The sequence below is a fragment of the Cupriavidus sp. FW305-3-2-15-C-LB2 genome, from assembly GCF_058787575.1.
The window spans coordinates 1-16647 of sequence record NZ_JBYSZW010000054.1 but is presented as its reverse complement, the minus strand read 5'-3'; the positions used below and the strand labels follow the sequence as shown (position 1 = coordinate 16647).

Below are 16647 nucleotides of genomic sequence, written 5' to 3'. Positions count from 1 at the left end.
GGTCAGACCCCGCGGAGCGCTTCCAGGATGGACTGTCCATAGCGCTCCAGTTTGGAGGCACCGATCCCGGGAATGCCCTGCATCGCCGACAGGGAGCCCGGCGCGGTCCGGGCCAGCTCCGCCAGCGTTGCATCGTGGAAGATGACATAGGCCGGCACGCCGTGCTCGCGCGCGGCCTCGGTGCGCCAGCGGCGCAGCGCCTCCCAGTTGGCCAGCATGTCTGCGTCCATGTCCGCGGTGTGGTCGGTGCGGGTGCCGCGTGCGGCACGCTCGCCGGACTTGCCCGGCTTGGTGGCCTGGCGGCGCAGGATGATCTGGCGCTCGCCCTTGAGCACCGCGCGCGCGTCCTCGCCCAGCAGCAGCGCGCCATGCCCGCCATGGTCGATGGTCAGCAGACCCTGGGCGATCAGCTGGCGGAACACCGTATGCCATTCATGCACCGAGCGGTCCTTGCCGATGCCGAAGGTGGACACCTTGTCGTGCCCCCACTGGCGGATCTTCTCCGAGCTGTTGCCGCGCAGCACGTCGATCAGGTGGGTGGCGCCGAAGTGAACCCGGCTCGCCTGCGCGGTGCGGTACACGCAGGACAGCGCCATCTGCGCCTCGCGCGTGCCATCCCAGGTGGCCGGCGGCTCCAGACAGGTGTCGCAGTTGCCGCAGGGTTCGCTGGCCTCATTGAAATACGCCAGGATGCGCACGCGCCGGCAGCCTGCGGTCTCGCACAGGCCCAGCAGCGCATCGAGCTTGGACGACGACACGCGCTTGAAGGCGTCGTCCGCCTCGGACTCGTCGATCATGCGCTTCTGCTGCACCACGTCGCCCAGGCCGTAGGCCATCCAGGCATTGGCCGGCAGGCCGTCGCGGCCGGCGCGCCCGGTTTCCTGGTAGTAGCCTTCCATGCTCTTGGGCAGGTCCAGGTGGGCGACAAAGCGCACGTCGGGCTTGTCGATACCCATGCCGAAGGCGATCGTCGCCACCATCACCAGCCCTTCTTCCTCGCGGAAGCGGGCCTGGTGGTGCTGGCGCACCTGGGCATCCATGCCGGCGTGGTAGCCCAGCGCATTGATGCCCTGTCCGCTCAGCCACTGCGCCGTGTCCTCCACCTTCTTGCGTGACAGGCAATAGACGATGCCGCTGTCATGGGTGCCGTCGGCCGCGGTGTGCTCGGCCTTGATGAAGGCCAGCAGCTGCTGGCGCGCATTGTCCTTCTCGACGATGCGGTAGCGGATATTGGGCCGGTCGAAGCTAGAGATGAAGACGCGGGCGTTGTCCAGCGCCAGCCGCTCGATGATCTCGTTGCGCGTGAGTGCGTCGGCCGTTGCCGTCAGCGCGATGCGCGGCACATACGGGAAGCGCTCGTGCAGCACCGACAACTGGATGTACTCGGGGCGGAAGTCGTGGCCCCACTGCGACACGCAGTGCGCTTCGTCGATGGCAAAGAGCCCGACCCGAATGCGCTCGAGCAAGTCCTGGAAGCGTGGCGTCATCAGCCGCTCCGGCGCCACGTAGAGGATCTCGATGCGCCCGGCCAGCAGGTCGCGCTCGACCGCCGAGGCCTCGGCTCCGGTCAGCGTCGAATTGAGCACTGCGGCGCGCACGCCGGCTTCAGTCAGTGCCGCGACCTGGTCCTGCATCAGCGCGATCAGCGGCGACACCACGATGCCGACGCCGTCGCCGGCACGCTGGCGCAGCAGCGCCGGGATCTGGTAGCACAGCGACTTGCCGCCGCCGGTCGGCATCAGCACCAGGCAGTCGCCGCCCGTCGCAACGTGGTCGATGATCTCGGCCTGGCGCCCACGGAAGGCGTGGTAGCCGAACACATCTTTGAGGATCGCCAGCGCGTGCGACATAGACAACGGAATTGCTGAAGCCGGAAAAGCCGTAACCATACCACTAAGGGGGCCGCTTCCGTGCCCGCCGGGCTAACAGTCCGAACATTCTCACGACAGGGCCGGCTGCGGGCGGAAAGAAAAAAAGCCCGGCTGGATCAGCCGGGCTTTCGGGCCACCTTGCGGCGGCAAACAGCTTACTGCGATCAGGCGTTGTCGCCTTCGCCTTCGGTCGTCGCCTGCACCACCGGCGCCGGCTCGATGAAGAGCGACTGCTCTTCTTCGGCGATCGCCTGGGCGCGTTCGCGCTCGGAGGCCTCGCGCGCCTTGCGGGCGCGGTGGTAGGCCAGGCCGGTACCGGCCGGGATCAGACGGCCGACGATCACGTTTTCCTTCAGACCACGCAGGTCGTCGGTCTTGCCCATGATCGCGGCTTCGGTCAGCACGCGCGTGGTTTCCTGGAACGATGCCGCCGAGATGAAGCTGTCGGTCGACAGCGACGCCTTGGTGATACCGAGCAGCAGGTTCTCGTACGTGGCCGGACGCTTGCCTTCGGCGATCACGCGGTCGTTCTCGTCGAGCAGTTCCGAACGCTCCACCTGTTCACCCGGGATGAACTTGGTGTCGCCCACGTCGGCGATCTGCACGCGGCGCAGCATCTGACGAACAATCACTTCGATGTGCTTGTCGTTGATCTTCACGCCCTGCAGACGGTACACGTCCTGGACTTCGTCCACGATGTAGTGCGCCAGCTCTTCGATGCCCTTCAGGCGCAGGATGTCGTGCGGGTCCGCCGGACCTTCCACGATCATTTCACCCTTGTTCACCACCTGGCCGTCGTGCACCAGCACCTGCTTTTCCTTCGCGATCAGGAACTCGTGGGCATTGCCGTCCAGGTCGGTGATGACCAGGCGCTGCTTGCCCTTGGTGTCCTTGCCGAACGAGGTCGTGCCGGTGACTTCCGCCAGCACGGCGGCGTCCTTCGGCGAACGCGCTTCGAACAGCTCGGCCACTCGCGGCAGACCACCGGTAATGTCGCGGGTCTTCTGCGACTCGGTCGGGATACGCGCGAGCACTTCACCCACGTGCACCTGCTGGCCATCCTTCACGGTAATCAGCGCGCCGACCTGGAAGCCGATGGTCACGGAGTGGTCCGTGCCCGGGATCTTCACTTCCTGGCCGTTGGCGTCGAGCAGCTTGACCTGCGGGCGGATGCCCTTGGTTGCAGCCGTGCGGCGCTTGGCGTCGATCACCACCAGGGTCGACAGGCCCGTCACTTCGTCCATCTGCTTGGCGACGGTCACGCCTTCTTCGACGTTCTCGAACTTGGTCGTACCGGTGTATTCCGAAACGATCGGGCGAGTCAGCGCATCCCACGTGGCCAGCTGCGTGCCAGCCTTGATGGCCTGGCCGTCCTGCACCAGCAGCGTGGCGCCGTACGGGATCTTGTGGCGTTCGCGCTCGCGGCCGTGGTCGTCGGTGATCAGCGCCTCGCCCGAACGCGAGATGACGATCAGTTCGCCCTTCGCATTGGTGACGTAACGCATGGTCGCCGTGAAACGCACGGTACCGGTTGCCTTGGCTTCCACGCTCGATGCCACTGCCGCACGCGATGCCGCACCACCGATGTGGAACGTACGCATGGTCAGCTGCGTGCCCGGCTCACCGATCGACTGAGCGGCAATCACGCCCACCGCTTCGCCGGAGTTCACCAGCACGCCGCGGCCCAGGTCGCGGCCATAGCACTTGCCGCACAGGCCGTAGCGCGTGTCGCACGACAGCGGGGTGCGGACCTTGACTTCGTCCACGCCGATGTTGTCGATCAGCTCGACCAGGTCTTCGTCCAGCAGCGTGCCGGCTTCGATCGCGGTCTCCTGGGTTTCAGGGTTGACCACGTCGGCCACGGTCACACGGCCGAGGATACGGTCGCGCAGGGCTTCGATCACTTCACCGCCTTCGACCAGGGCCTTCATGGCCACGCCGTTGGAGGTGCCGCAATCGTCCTCCACCACGACCAGATCCTGCGTCACGTCGACCAGACGACGGGTCAGGTAACCCGAGTTCGCGGTCTTCAGTGCCGTATCGGCCAGGCCCTTACGGGCGCCGTGGGTCGAGATGAAGTACTGCAGAACGTTCAGGCCTTCACGGAAGTTCGCCGTAATCGGCGTTTCAATGATCGAGCCGTCCGGCTTGGCCATCAGGCCACGCATACCGGCCAGCTGGCGGATCTGCGCTGCCGAGCCCCGTGCACCCGAGTCGGCCATCATATAGATGGAGTTGAACGACTCTTGCTTCACGGTCTTGCCTTCGCGGTCGACCACGTCCTCGTGCTGGAGCTGCTCCATCATCGCCTTGCCCACCTGGTCGCCGGCGGCGCCCCAGATGTCAACGACGTTGTTGTAGCGTTCCTGGTCGGTCACCAGACCCGACATGTACTGCTTGTCGTATTCCTTCACCTTGGCCGAGGCCTCGGCGATGATCTTTTCCTTCTGCGGCGGCACCAGCATATCGTCGATGGCGATCGAGATACCGGCACGGGTAGCCAGGCGGAAGCCCGACTGCAGCAGCTTGTCGGCGAAGATCACAGTCTCGCGCAGGCCGCACTTGCGGAACGCGGTGTTGATCAGGCGCGAGATTTCCTTCTTCTTGAGCGGCTTGTTCAGCACCGAGAACGGCAGCCCCTTGGGCAGGATCTCGGACAGGATCGCGCGGCCGACCGTGGTGGCCTGCAGCGTGATCTTGGGTGCGAAACGGGCGTCGCCCTCGGCGTCCTTGTCGACCAGCTCATACTCGGTGATACGCACGTTCACGCGCGAAGCCAGTTCGACTTCCTTGTTCTCGTAGGCGCGGATCACTTCGCTGATGTCGGCAAAGGTCATGCCCTCGCCGCGGCCGTTGATCTTGTCGCGGGTCGTGTAGTAAAGACCCAGCACCACGTCTTGCGACGGCACGATCGACGGATCGCCGTTGGCCGGGAACAGCACGTTGTTGGAGGCCAGCATCAGGGTGCGGGCTTCCATCTGCGCTTCCAGCGACAGCGGCACGTGGACAGCCATCTGGTCACCGTCGAAGTCGGCGTTGAACGCCGCGCAGACCAGCGGATGCAGCTGGATGGCCTTGCCTTCGATCAGCACCGGCTCGAACGCCTGGATACCCAGGCGGTGCAGCGTCGGCGCACGGTTCAGCATCACCGGGTGCTCGCGGATCACCTCTTCGAGGATGTCCCACACCACCGGGGTCTGGCTTTCGACTTCCTTCTTCGCCGCCTTGATGGTGGTGGCGATGCCCATCGTTTCCAGCTTGTGGAAGATGAACGGCTTGAACAGCTCGAGCGCCATCAGCTTGGGCAGGCCGCACTGGTGCAGCTTGAGCGTCGGGCCCACCACGATGACCGAACGGCCCGAGTAGTCGACGCGCTTGCCCAGCAGGTTCTGACGGAAACGGCCGCCCTTGCCCTTGATCATTTCGGCCAGGGACTTCAGCGGACGCTTGTTGGCACCGGTCATCGCCTTGCCGCGACGGCCGTTGTCCAGCAGCGAGTCAACCGCTTCCTGCAGCATGCGCTTTTCGTTGCGCACGATGATTTCAGGCGCCTTCAGCTCCAGCAGGCGCTTCAGGCGGTTGTTACGGTTGATGACGCGGCGATACAGGTCGTTCAGGTCCGAGGTCGCGAAGCGGCCGCCGTCCAGCGGCACCAGCGGACGCAACTCGGGCGGCAGCACCGGCAGCACTTCGAGGATCATCCACTCGGGCTTGATGCCCGAACGCTGGAAGGCTTCGAGCACCTTCAGGCGCTTGGCGAACTTCTTGATCTTGGCTTCGGAGCCGGTGGCCTGCAGCTCGGCGCGGATCTGTTCGATCTGCTTCTCGATGTCGATGCCGCGCAGCAGTTCACGGATGCCCTCGGCACCCATCATGGCGACGAACTCGCCCTCGCCGTACTCGTCGCACTTCGCCAGGTAGTCGTCTTCGGACATGATCTGGCTCTTCTTGAGCGGGGTCATGCCGGGTTCGATCACCACGAATGCTTCAAAGTACAGCACGCGCTCGATATCGCGCAGCGTCATGTCCAGGACCATGCCCAGGCGCGACGGCAGCGACTTCAGGAACCAGATGTGCGCGGTCGGCGCGGCCAGTTCGATGTGGCCCATGCGCTCGCGGCGCACCTTGGCCAGCGTCACTTCAACGCCGCACTTCTCGCAGATCACGCCACGGTGCTTCAGGCGCTTGTACTTGCCGCACAGGCACTCGTAGTCCTTGATCGGGCCAAAGATCTTGGCGCAGAACAGGCCGTCGCGTTCCGGCTTGAAGGTACGGTAGTTGATCGTTTCCGGCTTCTTCACTTCGCCGTACGACCACGAACGGATCTTCTCGGGCGAGGCCAGGCCGATCTTGATCGCGTCGAACTGCTCTTCCTGCTGTACCTGCTTAAAGAGATCGAGCAATGCTTTCATTGCAACTCCTTGTTTCGCCACCGCCCCGGAGTTGGTCCGGGTCGATGGCATTCATCCTGTGGGAAATCCTTCGCCTGTAGTGTCGACAGGGAGCCGGCCGCAACCGGCTCCCCTCACCTGCCCGATCAGTAGCGATCGAGGTCGATGTCGATACCCAGCGAGCGGATTTCCTTCACCAGCACGTTGAACGATTCCGGCATGCCGGCATCGATCGAGTGCTCGCCCTTGACGATGTTCTCGTACACCTTGGTACGGCCGTTCACGTCATCGGACTTGACCGTCAGCATTTCCTGCAGCACGTACGACGCGCCGTAGGCTTCCAGTGCCCAAACTTCCATCTCACCGAAACGCTGGCCACCGAACTGGGCTTTACCACCCAGCGGCTGCTGCGTCACCAGCGAGTACGGGCCGGTGGAACGCGCGTGCATCTTGTCGTCGACCAGGTGGTGCAGCTTCAGCATGTGCATCACACCCAGCGTGACCGGACGCTCGAACGCTTCGCCGGTGCGGCCGTCGAACAGCGTGACCTGCTGTTTGGAAGCGGTCAGGCCCTTCTCCTTCGCGATCTCTTCCGGATAGGCGAGGTCCAGCATGCGGCGGATTTCGTCCTCATGCGCACCATCGAACACCGGCGTCGCGAACGGCACGCCCTTCTTCAGGTTCTCGGCCAGCTCCAGGACTTCCGAATCCGACAGGCTGTCGAGGTCTTCGACCTTGCCGCTCTCGTTGTAGATCTGCGTGAGCAGCTTGCGCACTTCGGCTGCCTTGGCTTGCGCCTTCAGCATGTTGCCGATGCGCTCGCCCAGGCCGCGCGCGGCCCAGCCCAGGTGGGTCTCGAGAATCTGACCCACGTTCATCCGCGACGGCACCCCCAGCGGATTCAGCACGATGTCGGCAGGCGTACCGTCGGCCATGTAGGGCATGTCTTCGATCGGGGTGATCTTGGACACGACACCCTTGTTGCCGTGACGGCCGGCCATCTTGTCGCCAGGCTGCAGGCGGCGCTTGACGGCCAGGTACACCTTGACCATCTTGATCACGCCCGGCGGCAGTTCGTCGCCCTGCGTGAGCTTCTTGCGCTTCTCTTCGAAGGCCAGGTCGAACTCGTGGCGCTTCTGCTCGATGGCTTCCTTGACGGCTTCCAGCTGGGCAGCCAGTTCTTCGTCGGCCGGACGGATGTCGAACCAGTGGTACCTGTCGATATCCGCCAGGTATTCCTTGGTGATCTTGGCACCCTTGGCCAGCTTCTTCGGACCGCCATTGACGGTCTTGTCGATGAGCAGGCGCTCCAGACGCTGGAACGCGTCGCCTTCCACGATACGCAGCTGGTCGTTCAGGTCCAGGCGGTAGCGCTTCAGTTCGTCGTCGATGATCGACTGGGCACGCTTGTCGCGCGTCACGCCTTCGCGGGTGAAGACCTGGACGTCGATCACGATGCCGCTCATGCCCGAGGGCACGCGCAGCGAGGTGTCCTTCACGTCCGAAGCCTTCTCGCCGAAGATCGCGCGCAGCAGCTTCTCTTCCGGGGTCAGCTGGGTCTCGCCCTTCGGCGTGACCTTGCCAACCAGCACGTCGCCGGCTTCGACTTCAGCGCCGATGTAGGTGATGCCCGACTCGTCCAGGCGAGCCAGCTGGGCTTCGGCCAGGTTCGAGATATCGCGCGTGATTTCTTCCGGTCCCAGCTTGGTGTCGCGGGCAACGACCGACAGCTCCTCGATGTGGATCGAGGTATAGCGGTCTTCGGCCACCACACGCTCCGAGATCAGGATCGAATCCTCGAAGTTGTAGCCGTTCCACGGCATGAACGCCACCAGCATGTTCTGGCCCAGTGCCAGCTCGCCCAGGTCGGTCGAGGCGCCGTCGGCAATCACGTCGCCGCGGGCAACGTGGTCGCCGACCTTCACCATCGGACGCTGGTTGATGTTGGTGTTCTGGTTCGAGCGCGTGTACTTGATCAGGTTGTAGATGTCCACGCCGACTTCACCGGCAACGGCTTCGTCGTCGTTCACGCGGATCACGATACGCATCGCGTCGACGTAGTCGACCACGCCGCCACGCATCGCCTGCACGGCCGTGCCCGAGTCGACCGCAACGGTGCGCTCGATGCCGGTGCCGACCAGCGGCTTGTCCGGACGCAGGCAAGGCACGGCCTGGCGCTGCATGTTCGCGCCCATCAGTGCACGGTTCGCGTCATCGTGTTCCAGGAACGGAACCAGCGAGGCAGCGGCCGACACGATCTGCGACGGCGCCACGTCGATGTACTGCACGCGGTCCGGCGTGACCATGCGGGTTTCACGCTCGGAGCCTTCACGCGCCGACACCAGTTCGTCGGTCAGGTTGCCGTCGGCGTCAACGGTCGCGTTGGCCTGCGCCACCACGTACTTGCCTTCCTCGATCGCGGACAGGTAGTCGACCTGGTCGGTCAGCTTGCTGTCGACCACCTTGCGGTACGGCGTTTCCAGGAAGCCGTATTCGTTCAGGCGGGCATACAGTGCCAGCGAGTTGATCAGACCAATGTTCGGACCTTCCGGCGTTTCGATCGGGCACACGCGGCCATAGTGGGTCGGGTGCACGTCACGGACTTCAAAGCCGGCGCGCTCGCGCGTCAGGCCGCCCGGGCCCAGTGCGGAGACACGGCGCTTGTGCGTGATCTCGGACAGCGGGTTGGTCTGGTCCATGAACTGCGACAGCTGCGACGAACCGAAGAACTCGCGGATCGCCGACGAGATCGGCTTCGAGTTGATCAGGTCGTGCGGCATCAGGTTCTCGGTCTCGGCCTGGCCCAGACGTTCCTTGACGGCACGCTCCACGCGCGACAGGCCGGCGCGGAACTGGTTTTCGGCCAGTTCGCCGACGCAACGCACGCGACGGTTGCCCAGGTGATCGATGTCATCGACCTCGCCCTTGCCGTTGCGCAGGTTGACCAGGATCTTGATGGTCTCGAGGATGTCCTCGTCCTGCAGCACCATGGCGCCTTCGCCGCTGGGGCGGCCCAGGCGGCTGTTGACCTTCATGCGGCCAACGCGCGACAGGTCGTACGACTCTTCGCTGTAGAACAGGCGCTGGAACAGCGCTTCCACGGCTTCCTCGGTCGGCGGCTCGCCCGGGCGCATCATGCGGTAGATCGCGATACGCGCAGCGGTCTGGTCGGCGGTCTCGTCCACGCGCAGGGTCTGCGACATGTACGGGCCCTGGTCCAGGTCGTTGGTGTACAGGGTCTGAATCTGCTTGACGCCGGCTTCGCGCAGGTTCTCGAGCAGGGTTTCGGTCAGCTCGTCGTTGGCGTTGGCAATCACCTCGCCGGTATCCGGGTCGATGATGTTCTTGGCCAGCACGCGGCCCAGCAGGTAGTCTTCCGGCACGCTGATCAGCTTGGTGCCGGCCGAATCCAGGTCGCGGATGTGCTTGGCGTTGATCCGCTTGTCCTTCTCGACCACCACGCGGCCGTTCTTGTCGGCGATGTCGAAGCGCGCGACTTCACCGCGCAGGCGCTCGGGCACGAACTCCAGCTGCGCGCCTTCGGCCTGCAGCGTGAAGTTGTCGAACACGAAGAAGTGCGCGAGGATCTGTTCCGGGGTCAGGCCGATCGACTTCAGCAGGATCGTCACCGGCATCTTGCGGCGGCGGTCGACGCGGAAGTACAGGATGTCCTTCGGGTCGAACTCGAAGTCCAGCCACGAACCGCGGTAGGGGATGATACGTGCCGAGAACAGCAGCTTGCCCGAGCTGTGGGTCTTGCCCTTGTCGTGCTCGAAGAACACGCCCGGCGAGCGGTGCAACTGCGAGACGATGACACGCTCGGTGCCGTTGATGACGAACGAACCCGTGGAAGTCATCAGCGGGATTTCGCCCATGTAGACTTCCTGCTCCTTCACTTCCTTGACCTTGCCCGGGTTCTCGCGATCGTTGATGATCAGGCGAACCTTGGCACGCAGGGCCGAGTGGAACGTCAGGCCACGCTGCTGGCATTCCTTGACGTCGAACGGCGGATTGGACAGGTGATACGAGACGAACTCCATACGGGCAAGCCCGTTATGCGAGGAGATCGGGAAGATTGCGTTGAAAGCGGCCTGGAGGCCTTCGGTCTTGCGACGCGCGGTCGGCGTTTCCGCTTGCAAGAACTGAGTGTAGGATTCAATCTGGGTGGCAAGCAGGAATGGAACCTGATGTACCGTCGCGCGCTTCGCAAAGCTTTTGCGAATGCGCTTCTTTTCGGTGAAGCTGTACGCCATGGGATCTCCGAATCATCGCAGGGCTGGCTGGACCTGGCCGGACCTGAGGTGTTCAGCGACTGGGAGGGGATTTGGCGGTTGGCCGCTACCAACCTCTGGCTGACGGTGTCCGCACGCTGCGGGCGGTGTGGTCGTCGCATCAAGCGCAACGCCTGTAGTCGCCCGGGGGACACCCGACCAAACTTGTCTTCTGCAGTCGGTTCAGAAGACAAACATCAGCAGCAACCACTTAGTGTGCCACTGATGTTTGGCCTCTGCTGAGACTCCGGCATGCCCGAGGGCATCGAGACTCGCAAACATCACTTTTTGTTGCGAAGAGTGCTTCTCAAAACACTTTCGCACAAGCGCAAAAAGGCTGGCGCCGGGAATTTCCCTTTGCCAGCCCCATCCGCGTGCCGAAAGGGCACGCGAGCAATGCCTTACTTGACGTCGACCTTCGCGCCAGCGTCTTCCAGCTTCTTCTTGGCTTCGGCAGCAGCAGCCTTGTCCACGCCTTCCTTGACGGGCTTCGGTGCGCCATCGACCAGGTCCTTGGCTTCCTTCAGGCCCAGGCCGGTGATTTCGCGAACAGCCTTAATCACGCCAACCTTGTTGGCGCCGACTTCGGCCAGGATCACGTTGAACTCGGTCTGCTCTTCAGCAGCGGCGGCACCGCCGGCGCCCGGGGCAGCAGCCACAGCCATGGCAGCAGCCGACACGCCAAACTTCTCTTCGAACGCCTTGACCAGGTCGTTCAGTTCCATCACGGACATCGCGCCAACGGCTTCCAGGATGTCGTCTTTGGTGATTGCCATTTGAAATACTCCTACTAGATTTGATTCGGTATCGGTAATGCGATCTTTCGATGCGAGGCCTGGATTGCCTTAGGCGCCAGCGGCTTCCGCTTCCGCGGGAGCGCCTTCGGCGTTCTTGGCAGCCAGTGCAGCCAGCAGACGGGCGAAGCCCGACACCGGTGCCTGCATCACGCCCAGCAGCTGAGCAATCAGTTCGTCGCGGCTCGGGATCGAGGCCAGCGCCTTCACGGCGGCAGCGTCGAGAACCTTGCCGTCATACGACCCGGCGCGCAGGACCAGCTTGTCGTTGGTCTTGGCGAAGTCGTTCAGAACCTTGGCCGACGACACTGCATCTTCGGAAATACCGTAGATCAGCGGACCGGTCATCTGCTCTGCGAGGCTTGCAAACGGCGTACCTTCGACGGCGCGGCGGGCCAGCGTGTTCTTCAGAACACGCAGGTACACGCCTTGCTGACGTGCGGTGGAACGCAGCTTGGTCAGATCGCCAACCGTAATGCCGCGATATTCGGCCACGACGATGGTCTGGGCCTTGGCGACTTGCGCCGAAACCTCAGCAACGACGGCCTTCTTATCTTCAATATTGAGTGGCACGGTTAAGCTCCAAAATGACGCTAGCCCTCCGGCAATACCGGAGTCTTCACGTCAGCACAAACGAACGGCGTCCGATTGGCCCGAATCACCCGGGACAGGCCCGGATTCATCAATCCCTTCGGGTGCGCCATCTGCGCTGGCTGCCCGGGGTTGGTCATGCACGGCACCTGGCCCTGCTTGTACCTCCCGGCCGATTAAGCCCGCATGCCTGACTGCGGTCATGTGGACACCAGCGGTCTTTGATAACCAGCGGCGACTGCGTGAACACAGCGTGTCCGACTGCCGCCACTGCCCAAAGCCTTGCTCCCTGTCCTTGTGCTGCCGCTTGGCAGAACCAGGTTCGGAGCCGATCCCCGCTTACGCCAGGATCTTCAATTCGCGGCCGACCGGTGTTATCGGGTCCGGTCAGCCCATGCCGTCAGCTCAGGCCGACAGCGAAGCTTGTTCCACGCGCACGCCAACGCCCATGGTGGACGAGACGGCGATCTTGCGCAGGTACACGCCCTTGCTCGTAGCCGGCTTGGACTTCACCAGGGCTTCCAGCAGTGCGGACAGGTTGCTCTTCAGCGCTGCGTCGTCGAACGAGCGGCGGCCGATGGTGGCGTGGATGATACCGGCCTTGTCGACACGGAACTGCACCTGGCCAGCCTTGGCGTTCTTCACAGCCTGGGCCACGTCGGGCGTCACGGTACCGACCTTCGGGTTCGGCATCAGGCCGCGCGGGCCCAGGATCTGGCCCAGCGTACCGACGATACGCATCGTGTCCGGCGAAGCGATCACGACGTCGAAGTTCAGGTTGCCGGCCTTGACTTGCTCGGCCAGGTCTTCCATGCCGACGATGTCAGCACCGGCGGCCTTGGCGGCTTCGGCCTTTTCGCCCTGGGCGAACACAGCCACGCGAACCGACTTGCCGGTACCTGCGGGCAGCACCACCGAACCACGAACCACCTGGTCCGACTTCTTGGCGTCAATGCCCAGCTGCACGGCCACGTCGATCGACTCGTCGAACTTCGCCGAAGCGCAGCCCTTCACCAGGCCCAGGGCCTCGTCGATCGGGTAAAACTTGGTACGCTCGATCTTCGCCTTGTTGGCGGCGACGCGCTTGGAAACCTTAGCCATTTACAGACCCTCCACGGTGATGCCCATCGAACGAGCCGAACCGGCGATGGTACGCACAGCGGCGTCCAGGTCGGCGGCGGTCAGGTCAGCGTTCTTGGCCTTGGCGATTTCTTCAGCCTGGGCGCGGGTGATCTTGCCAACCTTGTCGGTGTGGGGCTTCGGCGAACCCTTGGTGATGCCTGCTGCCTTCTTGATCAGCACGGTCGCCGGGGGCGACTTCATCACGAAGGTGAAGCTCTTGTCGGCGAAGGCGGTAATCACCACCGGCACCGGCAGACCGGGTTCCATACCCTGGGTCTGGGCGTTGAACGCCTTGCAGAACTCCATGATGTTCAGACCACGCTGACCCAGTGCGGGACCAACGGGCGGGGAGGGATTTGCCTTACCAGCCGGAATCTGCAGCTTGATAAAGCCAATGATCTTCTTGGCCATCTCTACTCCAATCCGGATCGCTCTTTCGGGATGCGATCCTGTTGAGTCGTAACGCGCTGTCGCCGCACCTTCGGCACGGCCTCACGCTCCTCTTGGCGCCGCCACCGGGGCGGCGCCGTTGCCCGTTGCCGCCCTTTCAGGCCGCAACCGGCAAATTCCTTAAACCTTCTCGACCTGGCCGAACTCGAGTTCGACCGGCGTGGCACGCCCGAAGATCGTGACCGAGACGCGCAGGCGCGATTTCTCGTAATTCACTTCTTCCACGTTGCCGTTGAAATCGGTGAACGGGCCGTCCTTGACGCGCACCATTTCGCCCACTTCGAACAGCGTCTTGGGACGCGGCTTCTCGACCCCTTCCTGCATCTGGGTCATGATCTTGTCGACTTCGCGCTGCGAAATCGGGCTCGGGCGGTTGCGGGCGCCGCCCACGAAACCGGTGACCTTGCTGGTGTTCTTCACCAGGTGCCAGGTCTCGTCGGTCATTTCCATTTCCACCAGCACGTAGCCGGGGAAGAAACGACGCTCGGTGACCGACTTGTGGCCGCCCTTGATTTCCACGACTTCTTCGGACGGCACCAGGATGCGGCCAAACTTGTCCTGCATCTCGGCGCGTTCGATGCGCTCCTGCAGCGCGCGCTGCACGCTCTTCTCCATGCCGGAATAGGCATGCACGACATACCAGCGCTTCTTCGACGAAGGCGATTCCGGCGCGGTGGTTTCCTGCTGAGCGTTATCCGTCATGTGCTACCTCTTATTTCCAGCCCAGCACGAGCGAGAAGACGACCCACTCGATGAGCTTGTCAGCCGACCACAGGAACAGCGCCATGATGACGACAAAGACGAAGACCAGCCCCGTCATTTGCCCGGCTTCCTTGCGCGTCGGCCAGACGACCTTGCGAACTTCCCGATACGATTCCTTGGCGAACCCGATAAAGTCCTTGCCTGGTGCCGACACCAGCGCAACTACGATACCCAGTGCAATACCACCGAACAGTGCGGCGCCACGTACATAAGACGGTTGCTGTGCCAGTGCATAGAAACCGATGACGCCCGCAACCACCAGCAGCACCGCCACGCCAAGCATCCACTTGCCGCTGCTGGCGTTCACGGTTTCAACATTGGGATTGGCCATGTTTCGCAAACGAGACTAAGCCGCGTCACGATTGCTCTTCGCGACGCGGCTGATTGATTTGGCAGGGGCAGAGGGAATCGAACCCCCAACCTTCGGTTTTGGAGACCGACGCTCTGCCAGTTGAGCTATACCCCTAAAACAACTGTGGGGCCGGCGCTGGCGCCAACCCATTCTGGCAACGAACGCGGCCGGTTGGTGCCGCGTTCGCTATCAAACAACTTAGTCGAGGATCTTTGCCACGACGCCGGCGCCGACGGTACGGCCACCTTCGCGGATAGCGAAGCGCAGGCCTTCTTCCATGGCGATCGGGGCGATCAGCTTGACGGTGATCGACACGTTGTCACCCGGCATGACCATTTCCTTGTCCTTCGGCAGCTCGATCGAGCCGGTCACGTCGGTGGTACGGAAGTAGAACTGCGGGCGGTAGTTGTTGAAGAACGGGGTGTGACGGCCGCCTTCGTCCTTCGACAGGATGTACACCTCGCCGGTGAAGTGGGTGTGCGGCTTGATCGAACCCGGCTTGCACAGCACCTGGCCGCGCTCGACGTCTTCACGCTTGGTGCCGCGCAGCAGCAGGCCAACGTTGTCGCCGGCTTGACCCTGGTCCAGCAGCTTGCGGAACATTTCCACGCCGGTGCAGGTGGTCTTCACCGTCGGCTTGATACCGACGATTTCGATTTCCTCGCCGACCTTCACCACGCCGCGCTCGATACGGCCGGTCACCACGGTGCCGCGACCCGAGATCGAGAACACGTCTTCCACAGGCATCAGGAAGGTACCGTCAACGGCACGCTCCGGCGTCGGGATGTAGGTGTCCAGCGCGTCGGCCAGGTTCATGATGGCCACTTCGCCCAGCTCGCCCTTGTCGCCTTCCAGCGCCAGCTTGGCCGAACCCTTGATGATCGGGGTGTCGTCGCCGGGGAACTCGTACTTCGACAGCAGCTCGCGAACTTCCATCTCGACCAGCTCGAGCAGTTCAGCGTCGTCCACCATGTCGCACTTGTTCAGGAACACGATGATGTACGGCACGCCAACCTGGCGGGCCAGCAGGATGTGCTCACGCGTTTGCGGCATCGGGCCGTCAGCAGCCGAGCAAACCAGGATCGCGCCGTCCATCTGGGCGGCACCCGTGATCATGTTCTTCACATAGTCAGCGTGGCCCGGGCAGTCAACGTGCGCGTAGTGGCGGTTGGCCGTTTCGTACTCGACGTGCGCGGTATTGATGGTAATACCGCGTGCCTTTTCTTCCGGCGCTGCGTCGATTTCGTCGTACTTCTTGGCGGCACCGCCAAACTTGGCTGCCAGCACCGTGGCAATCGCTGCGGTCAGCGTGGTCTTGCCATGGTCAACGTGACCAATCGTACCAACGTTCACGTGCGGCTTGGTCCGCTCGAACTTTTCCTTTGCCATTTCGCGACTCCTGTCTCGGTAGCGATATTGCCAGTGCGTGGTATTTGGTGCCCATGGGCAGGATCGAACTGCCGACCTCTCCCTTACCAAGGGAGTGCTCTACCACTGAGCCACATGGGCGAAACTTGACGTACTACTCTGACAGCAACCGCGCGACTGGAGCGGGTGAAGGGAATCGAACCCTCGTCGTAAGCTTGGAAGGCTTCTGCTCTACCATTGAGCTACACCCGCCCGGTTCTTTCCTGCTTCTTCACCGGCACTGCCGGCTGCTGTCTTGCATTCTGGTGGAGAGGGCTGGATTCGAACCAGCGTAGGCGTAAGCCAACAGATTTACAGTCTGCCCCCTTTAGCCACTCGGGCACCTCTCCGCAGAGAACTATCGATTATGGGGCTTCTCACCTTGCCTGTCAAGCACTTTCCGTTGCGGATGCTGTACTTGACCAGACCAGGGAAGGCGTTCCAGCGTGGCGCTTGAACCGCCTGATCGCTCCCACAAGCGCAGTTTAGATTTCTGCGTTCTCACCCTATAGGGGCTTTCCAGCGTCGCTCCTGGAGGCTCTGAGGCCGCTCGCCACCACGAGCCGGAAAAGACAAAACCCCTCGCAGCACACGCTGTCGAGGGGTTTTGGGAATAAGAGCCTGGCGATGACCTAC

Annotated in this window: 11 protein-coding genes and 4 tRNA genes; 1 reads left to right on the top strand and 14 read right to left on the bottom strand. The window is 63.1% G+C overall.

Annotated features, from left to right (window positions below):
• Positions 1-2 precede the first annotated feature (2 nt).
• From recQ to rpoB, 3 genes are all read right to left on the bottom strand, one after another.
• Positions 3-1850: a DNA helicase RecQ gene (recQ, locus tag AC3WRR_RS29195; protein WP_010810461.1), complete on the bottom strand. Its 1848-nt coding sequence runs from the start codon at positions 1848-1850 to the stop codon at positions 3-5.
• Between the two features lie 185 nt (positions 1851-2035).
• A complete protein-coding gene (gene rpoC, locus AC3WRR_RS29190; RefSeq protein WP_010810462.1) occupies positions 2036-6283 on the bottom strand; it encodes a DNA-directed RNA polymerase subunit beta' in 4248 nt (1415 codons plus the stop codon).
• Between the two features lie 125 nt (positions 6284-6408).
• The gene (gene rpoB / locus AC3WRR_RS29185) at positions 6409-10515 is read right to left on the bottom strand and encodes a DNA-directed RNA polymerase subunit beta (protein WP_010810463.1); all 4107 of its coding nucleotides are present in this window, start codon (positions 10513-10515) and stop codon (positions 6409-6411) included.
• Between rpoB and AC3WRR_RS29180 the strand changes: the two genes are divergently transcribed.
• A complete protein-coding gene (locus tag AC3WRR_RS29180; RefSeq protein WP_492298803.1) occupies positions 10396-10776 on the top strand; it encodes a hypothetical protein in 381 nt (126 codons plus the stop codon). The genes rpoB and AC3WRR_RS29180 overlap by 120 nt on opposite strands.
• A 158-nt stretch (positions 10777-10934) precedes the next feature.
• On the opposite strand, the gene rplL is transcribed toward AC3WRR_RS29180, so the two are convergent.
• From rplL to AC3WRR_RS29125, 11 genes are all read right to left on the bottom strand, one after another.
• Entirely contained in the window at positions 10935-11309 is a 375-nt protein-coding gene (gene rplL, locus AC3WRR_RS29175) for a 50S ribosomal protein L7/L12 (RefSeq protein WP_010810464.1), read from the bottom strand.
• 69 nt (positions 11310-11378) lie between these two features.
• Positions 11379-11900: a 50S ribosomal protein L10 gene (gene rplJ, locus AC3WRR_RS29170; RefSeq protein WP_010810465.1), complete on the bottom strand. Its 522-nt coding sequence runs from the start codon at positions 11898-11900 to the stop codon at positions 11379-11381.
• 423 nt (positions 11901-12323) lie between these two features.
• Complete coding sequence (rplA, locus tag AC3WRR_RS29165; protein WP_010810466.1) at positions 12324-13019, bottom strand: 50S ribosomal protein L1; 696 nt, start codon at positions 13017-13019, stop codon at positions 12324-12326.
• Positions 13020-13451 (bottom strand): 50S ribosomal protein L11, encoded by a 432-nt coding sequence (rplK, locus tag AC3WRR_RS29160; protein WP_010810467.1) that lies wholly within the window; start codon positions 13449-13451, stop codon positions 13020-13022.
• Positions 13452-13610: 159 nt separating this feature from the next.
• A complete protein-coding gene (gene nusG / locus AC3WRR_RS29155) occupies positions 13611-14192 on the bottom strand; it encodes a transcription termination/antitermination protein NusG (protein WP_010810468.1) in 582 nt (193 codons plus the stop codon).
• Between the two features lie 10 nt (positions 14193-14202).
• Complete coding sequence (gene secE, locus AC3WRR_RS29150; RefSeq protein WP_010810469.1) at positions 14203-14583, bottom strand: preprotein translocase subunit SecE; 381 nt, start codon at positions 14581-14583, stop codon at positions 14203-14205.
• 59 nt (positions 14584-14642) lie between these two features.
• Positions 14643-14718 (bottom strand) — tRNA-Trp (locus AC3WRR_RS29145).
• Positions 14719-14802: 84 nt separating this feature from the next.
• Complete coding sequence (gene tuf / locus AC3WRR_RS29140; protein WP_010810470.1) at positions 14803-15993, bottom strand: elongation factor Tu; 1191 nt, start codon at positions 15991-15993, stop codon at positions 14803-14805.
• 45 nt (positions 15994-16038) lie between these two features.
• A tRNA-Thr gene (locus AC3WRR_RS29135) sits at positions 16039-16113 on the bottom strand.
• 37 nt (positions 16114-16150) lie between these two features.
• Positions 16151-16224: transfer RNA gene (locus AC3WRR_RS29130), tRNA-Gly, on the bottom strand.
• A 51-nt stretch (positions 16225-16275) separates the two neighbouring features.
• Positions 16276-16361, bottom strand: a tRNA-Tyr gene (locus AC3WRR_RS29125).
• Positions 16362-16647: the final 286 nt, after the last annotated feature.

Coding starts and splice junctions, on each gene's coding strand:
- recQ (WP_010810461.1), bottom strand. CDS start 1,850: ATGTCGCACGCGCTGGCGATCCTCAAAGATGTGTTCGGCTACCACGCC.
- rpoC (WP_010810462.1), bottom strand. CDS start 6,283: ATGAAAGCATTGCTCGATCTCTTTAAGCAGGTACAGCAGGAAGAGCAG.
- rpoB (WP_010810463.1), bottom strand. CDS start 10,515: ATGGCGTACAGCTTCACCGAAAAGAAGCGCATTCGCAAAAGCTTTGCG.
- rplL (WP_010810464.1), bottom strand. CDS start 11,309: ATGGCAATCACCAAAGACGACATCCTGGAAGCCGTTGGCGCGATGTCC.
- rplA (WP_010810466.1), bottom strand. CDS start 13,019: ATGGCTAAGGTTTCCAAGCGCGTCGCCGCCAACAAGGCGAAGATCGAG.
- rplK (WP_010810467.1), bottom strand. CDS start 13,451: ATGGCCAAGAAGATCATTGGCTTTATCAAGCTGCAGATTCCGGCTGGT.
- nusG (WP_010810468.1), bottom strand. CDS start 14,192: ATGACGGATAACGCTCAGCAGGAAACCACCGCGCCGGAATCGCCTTCG.
- secE (WP_010810469.1), bottom strand. CDS start 14,583: ATGGCCAATCCCAATGTTGAAACCGTGAACGCCAGCAGCGGCAAGTGG.
- tuf (WP_010810470.1), bottom strand. CDS start 15,993: ATGGCAAAGGAAAAGTTCGAGCGGACCAAGCCGCACGTGAACGTTGGT.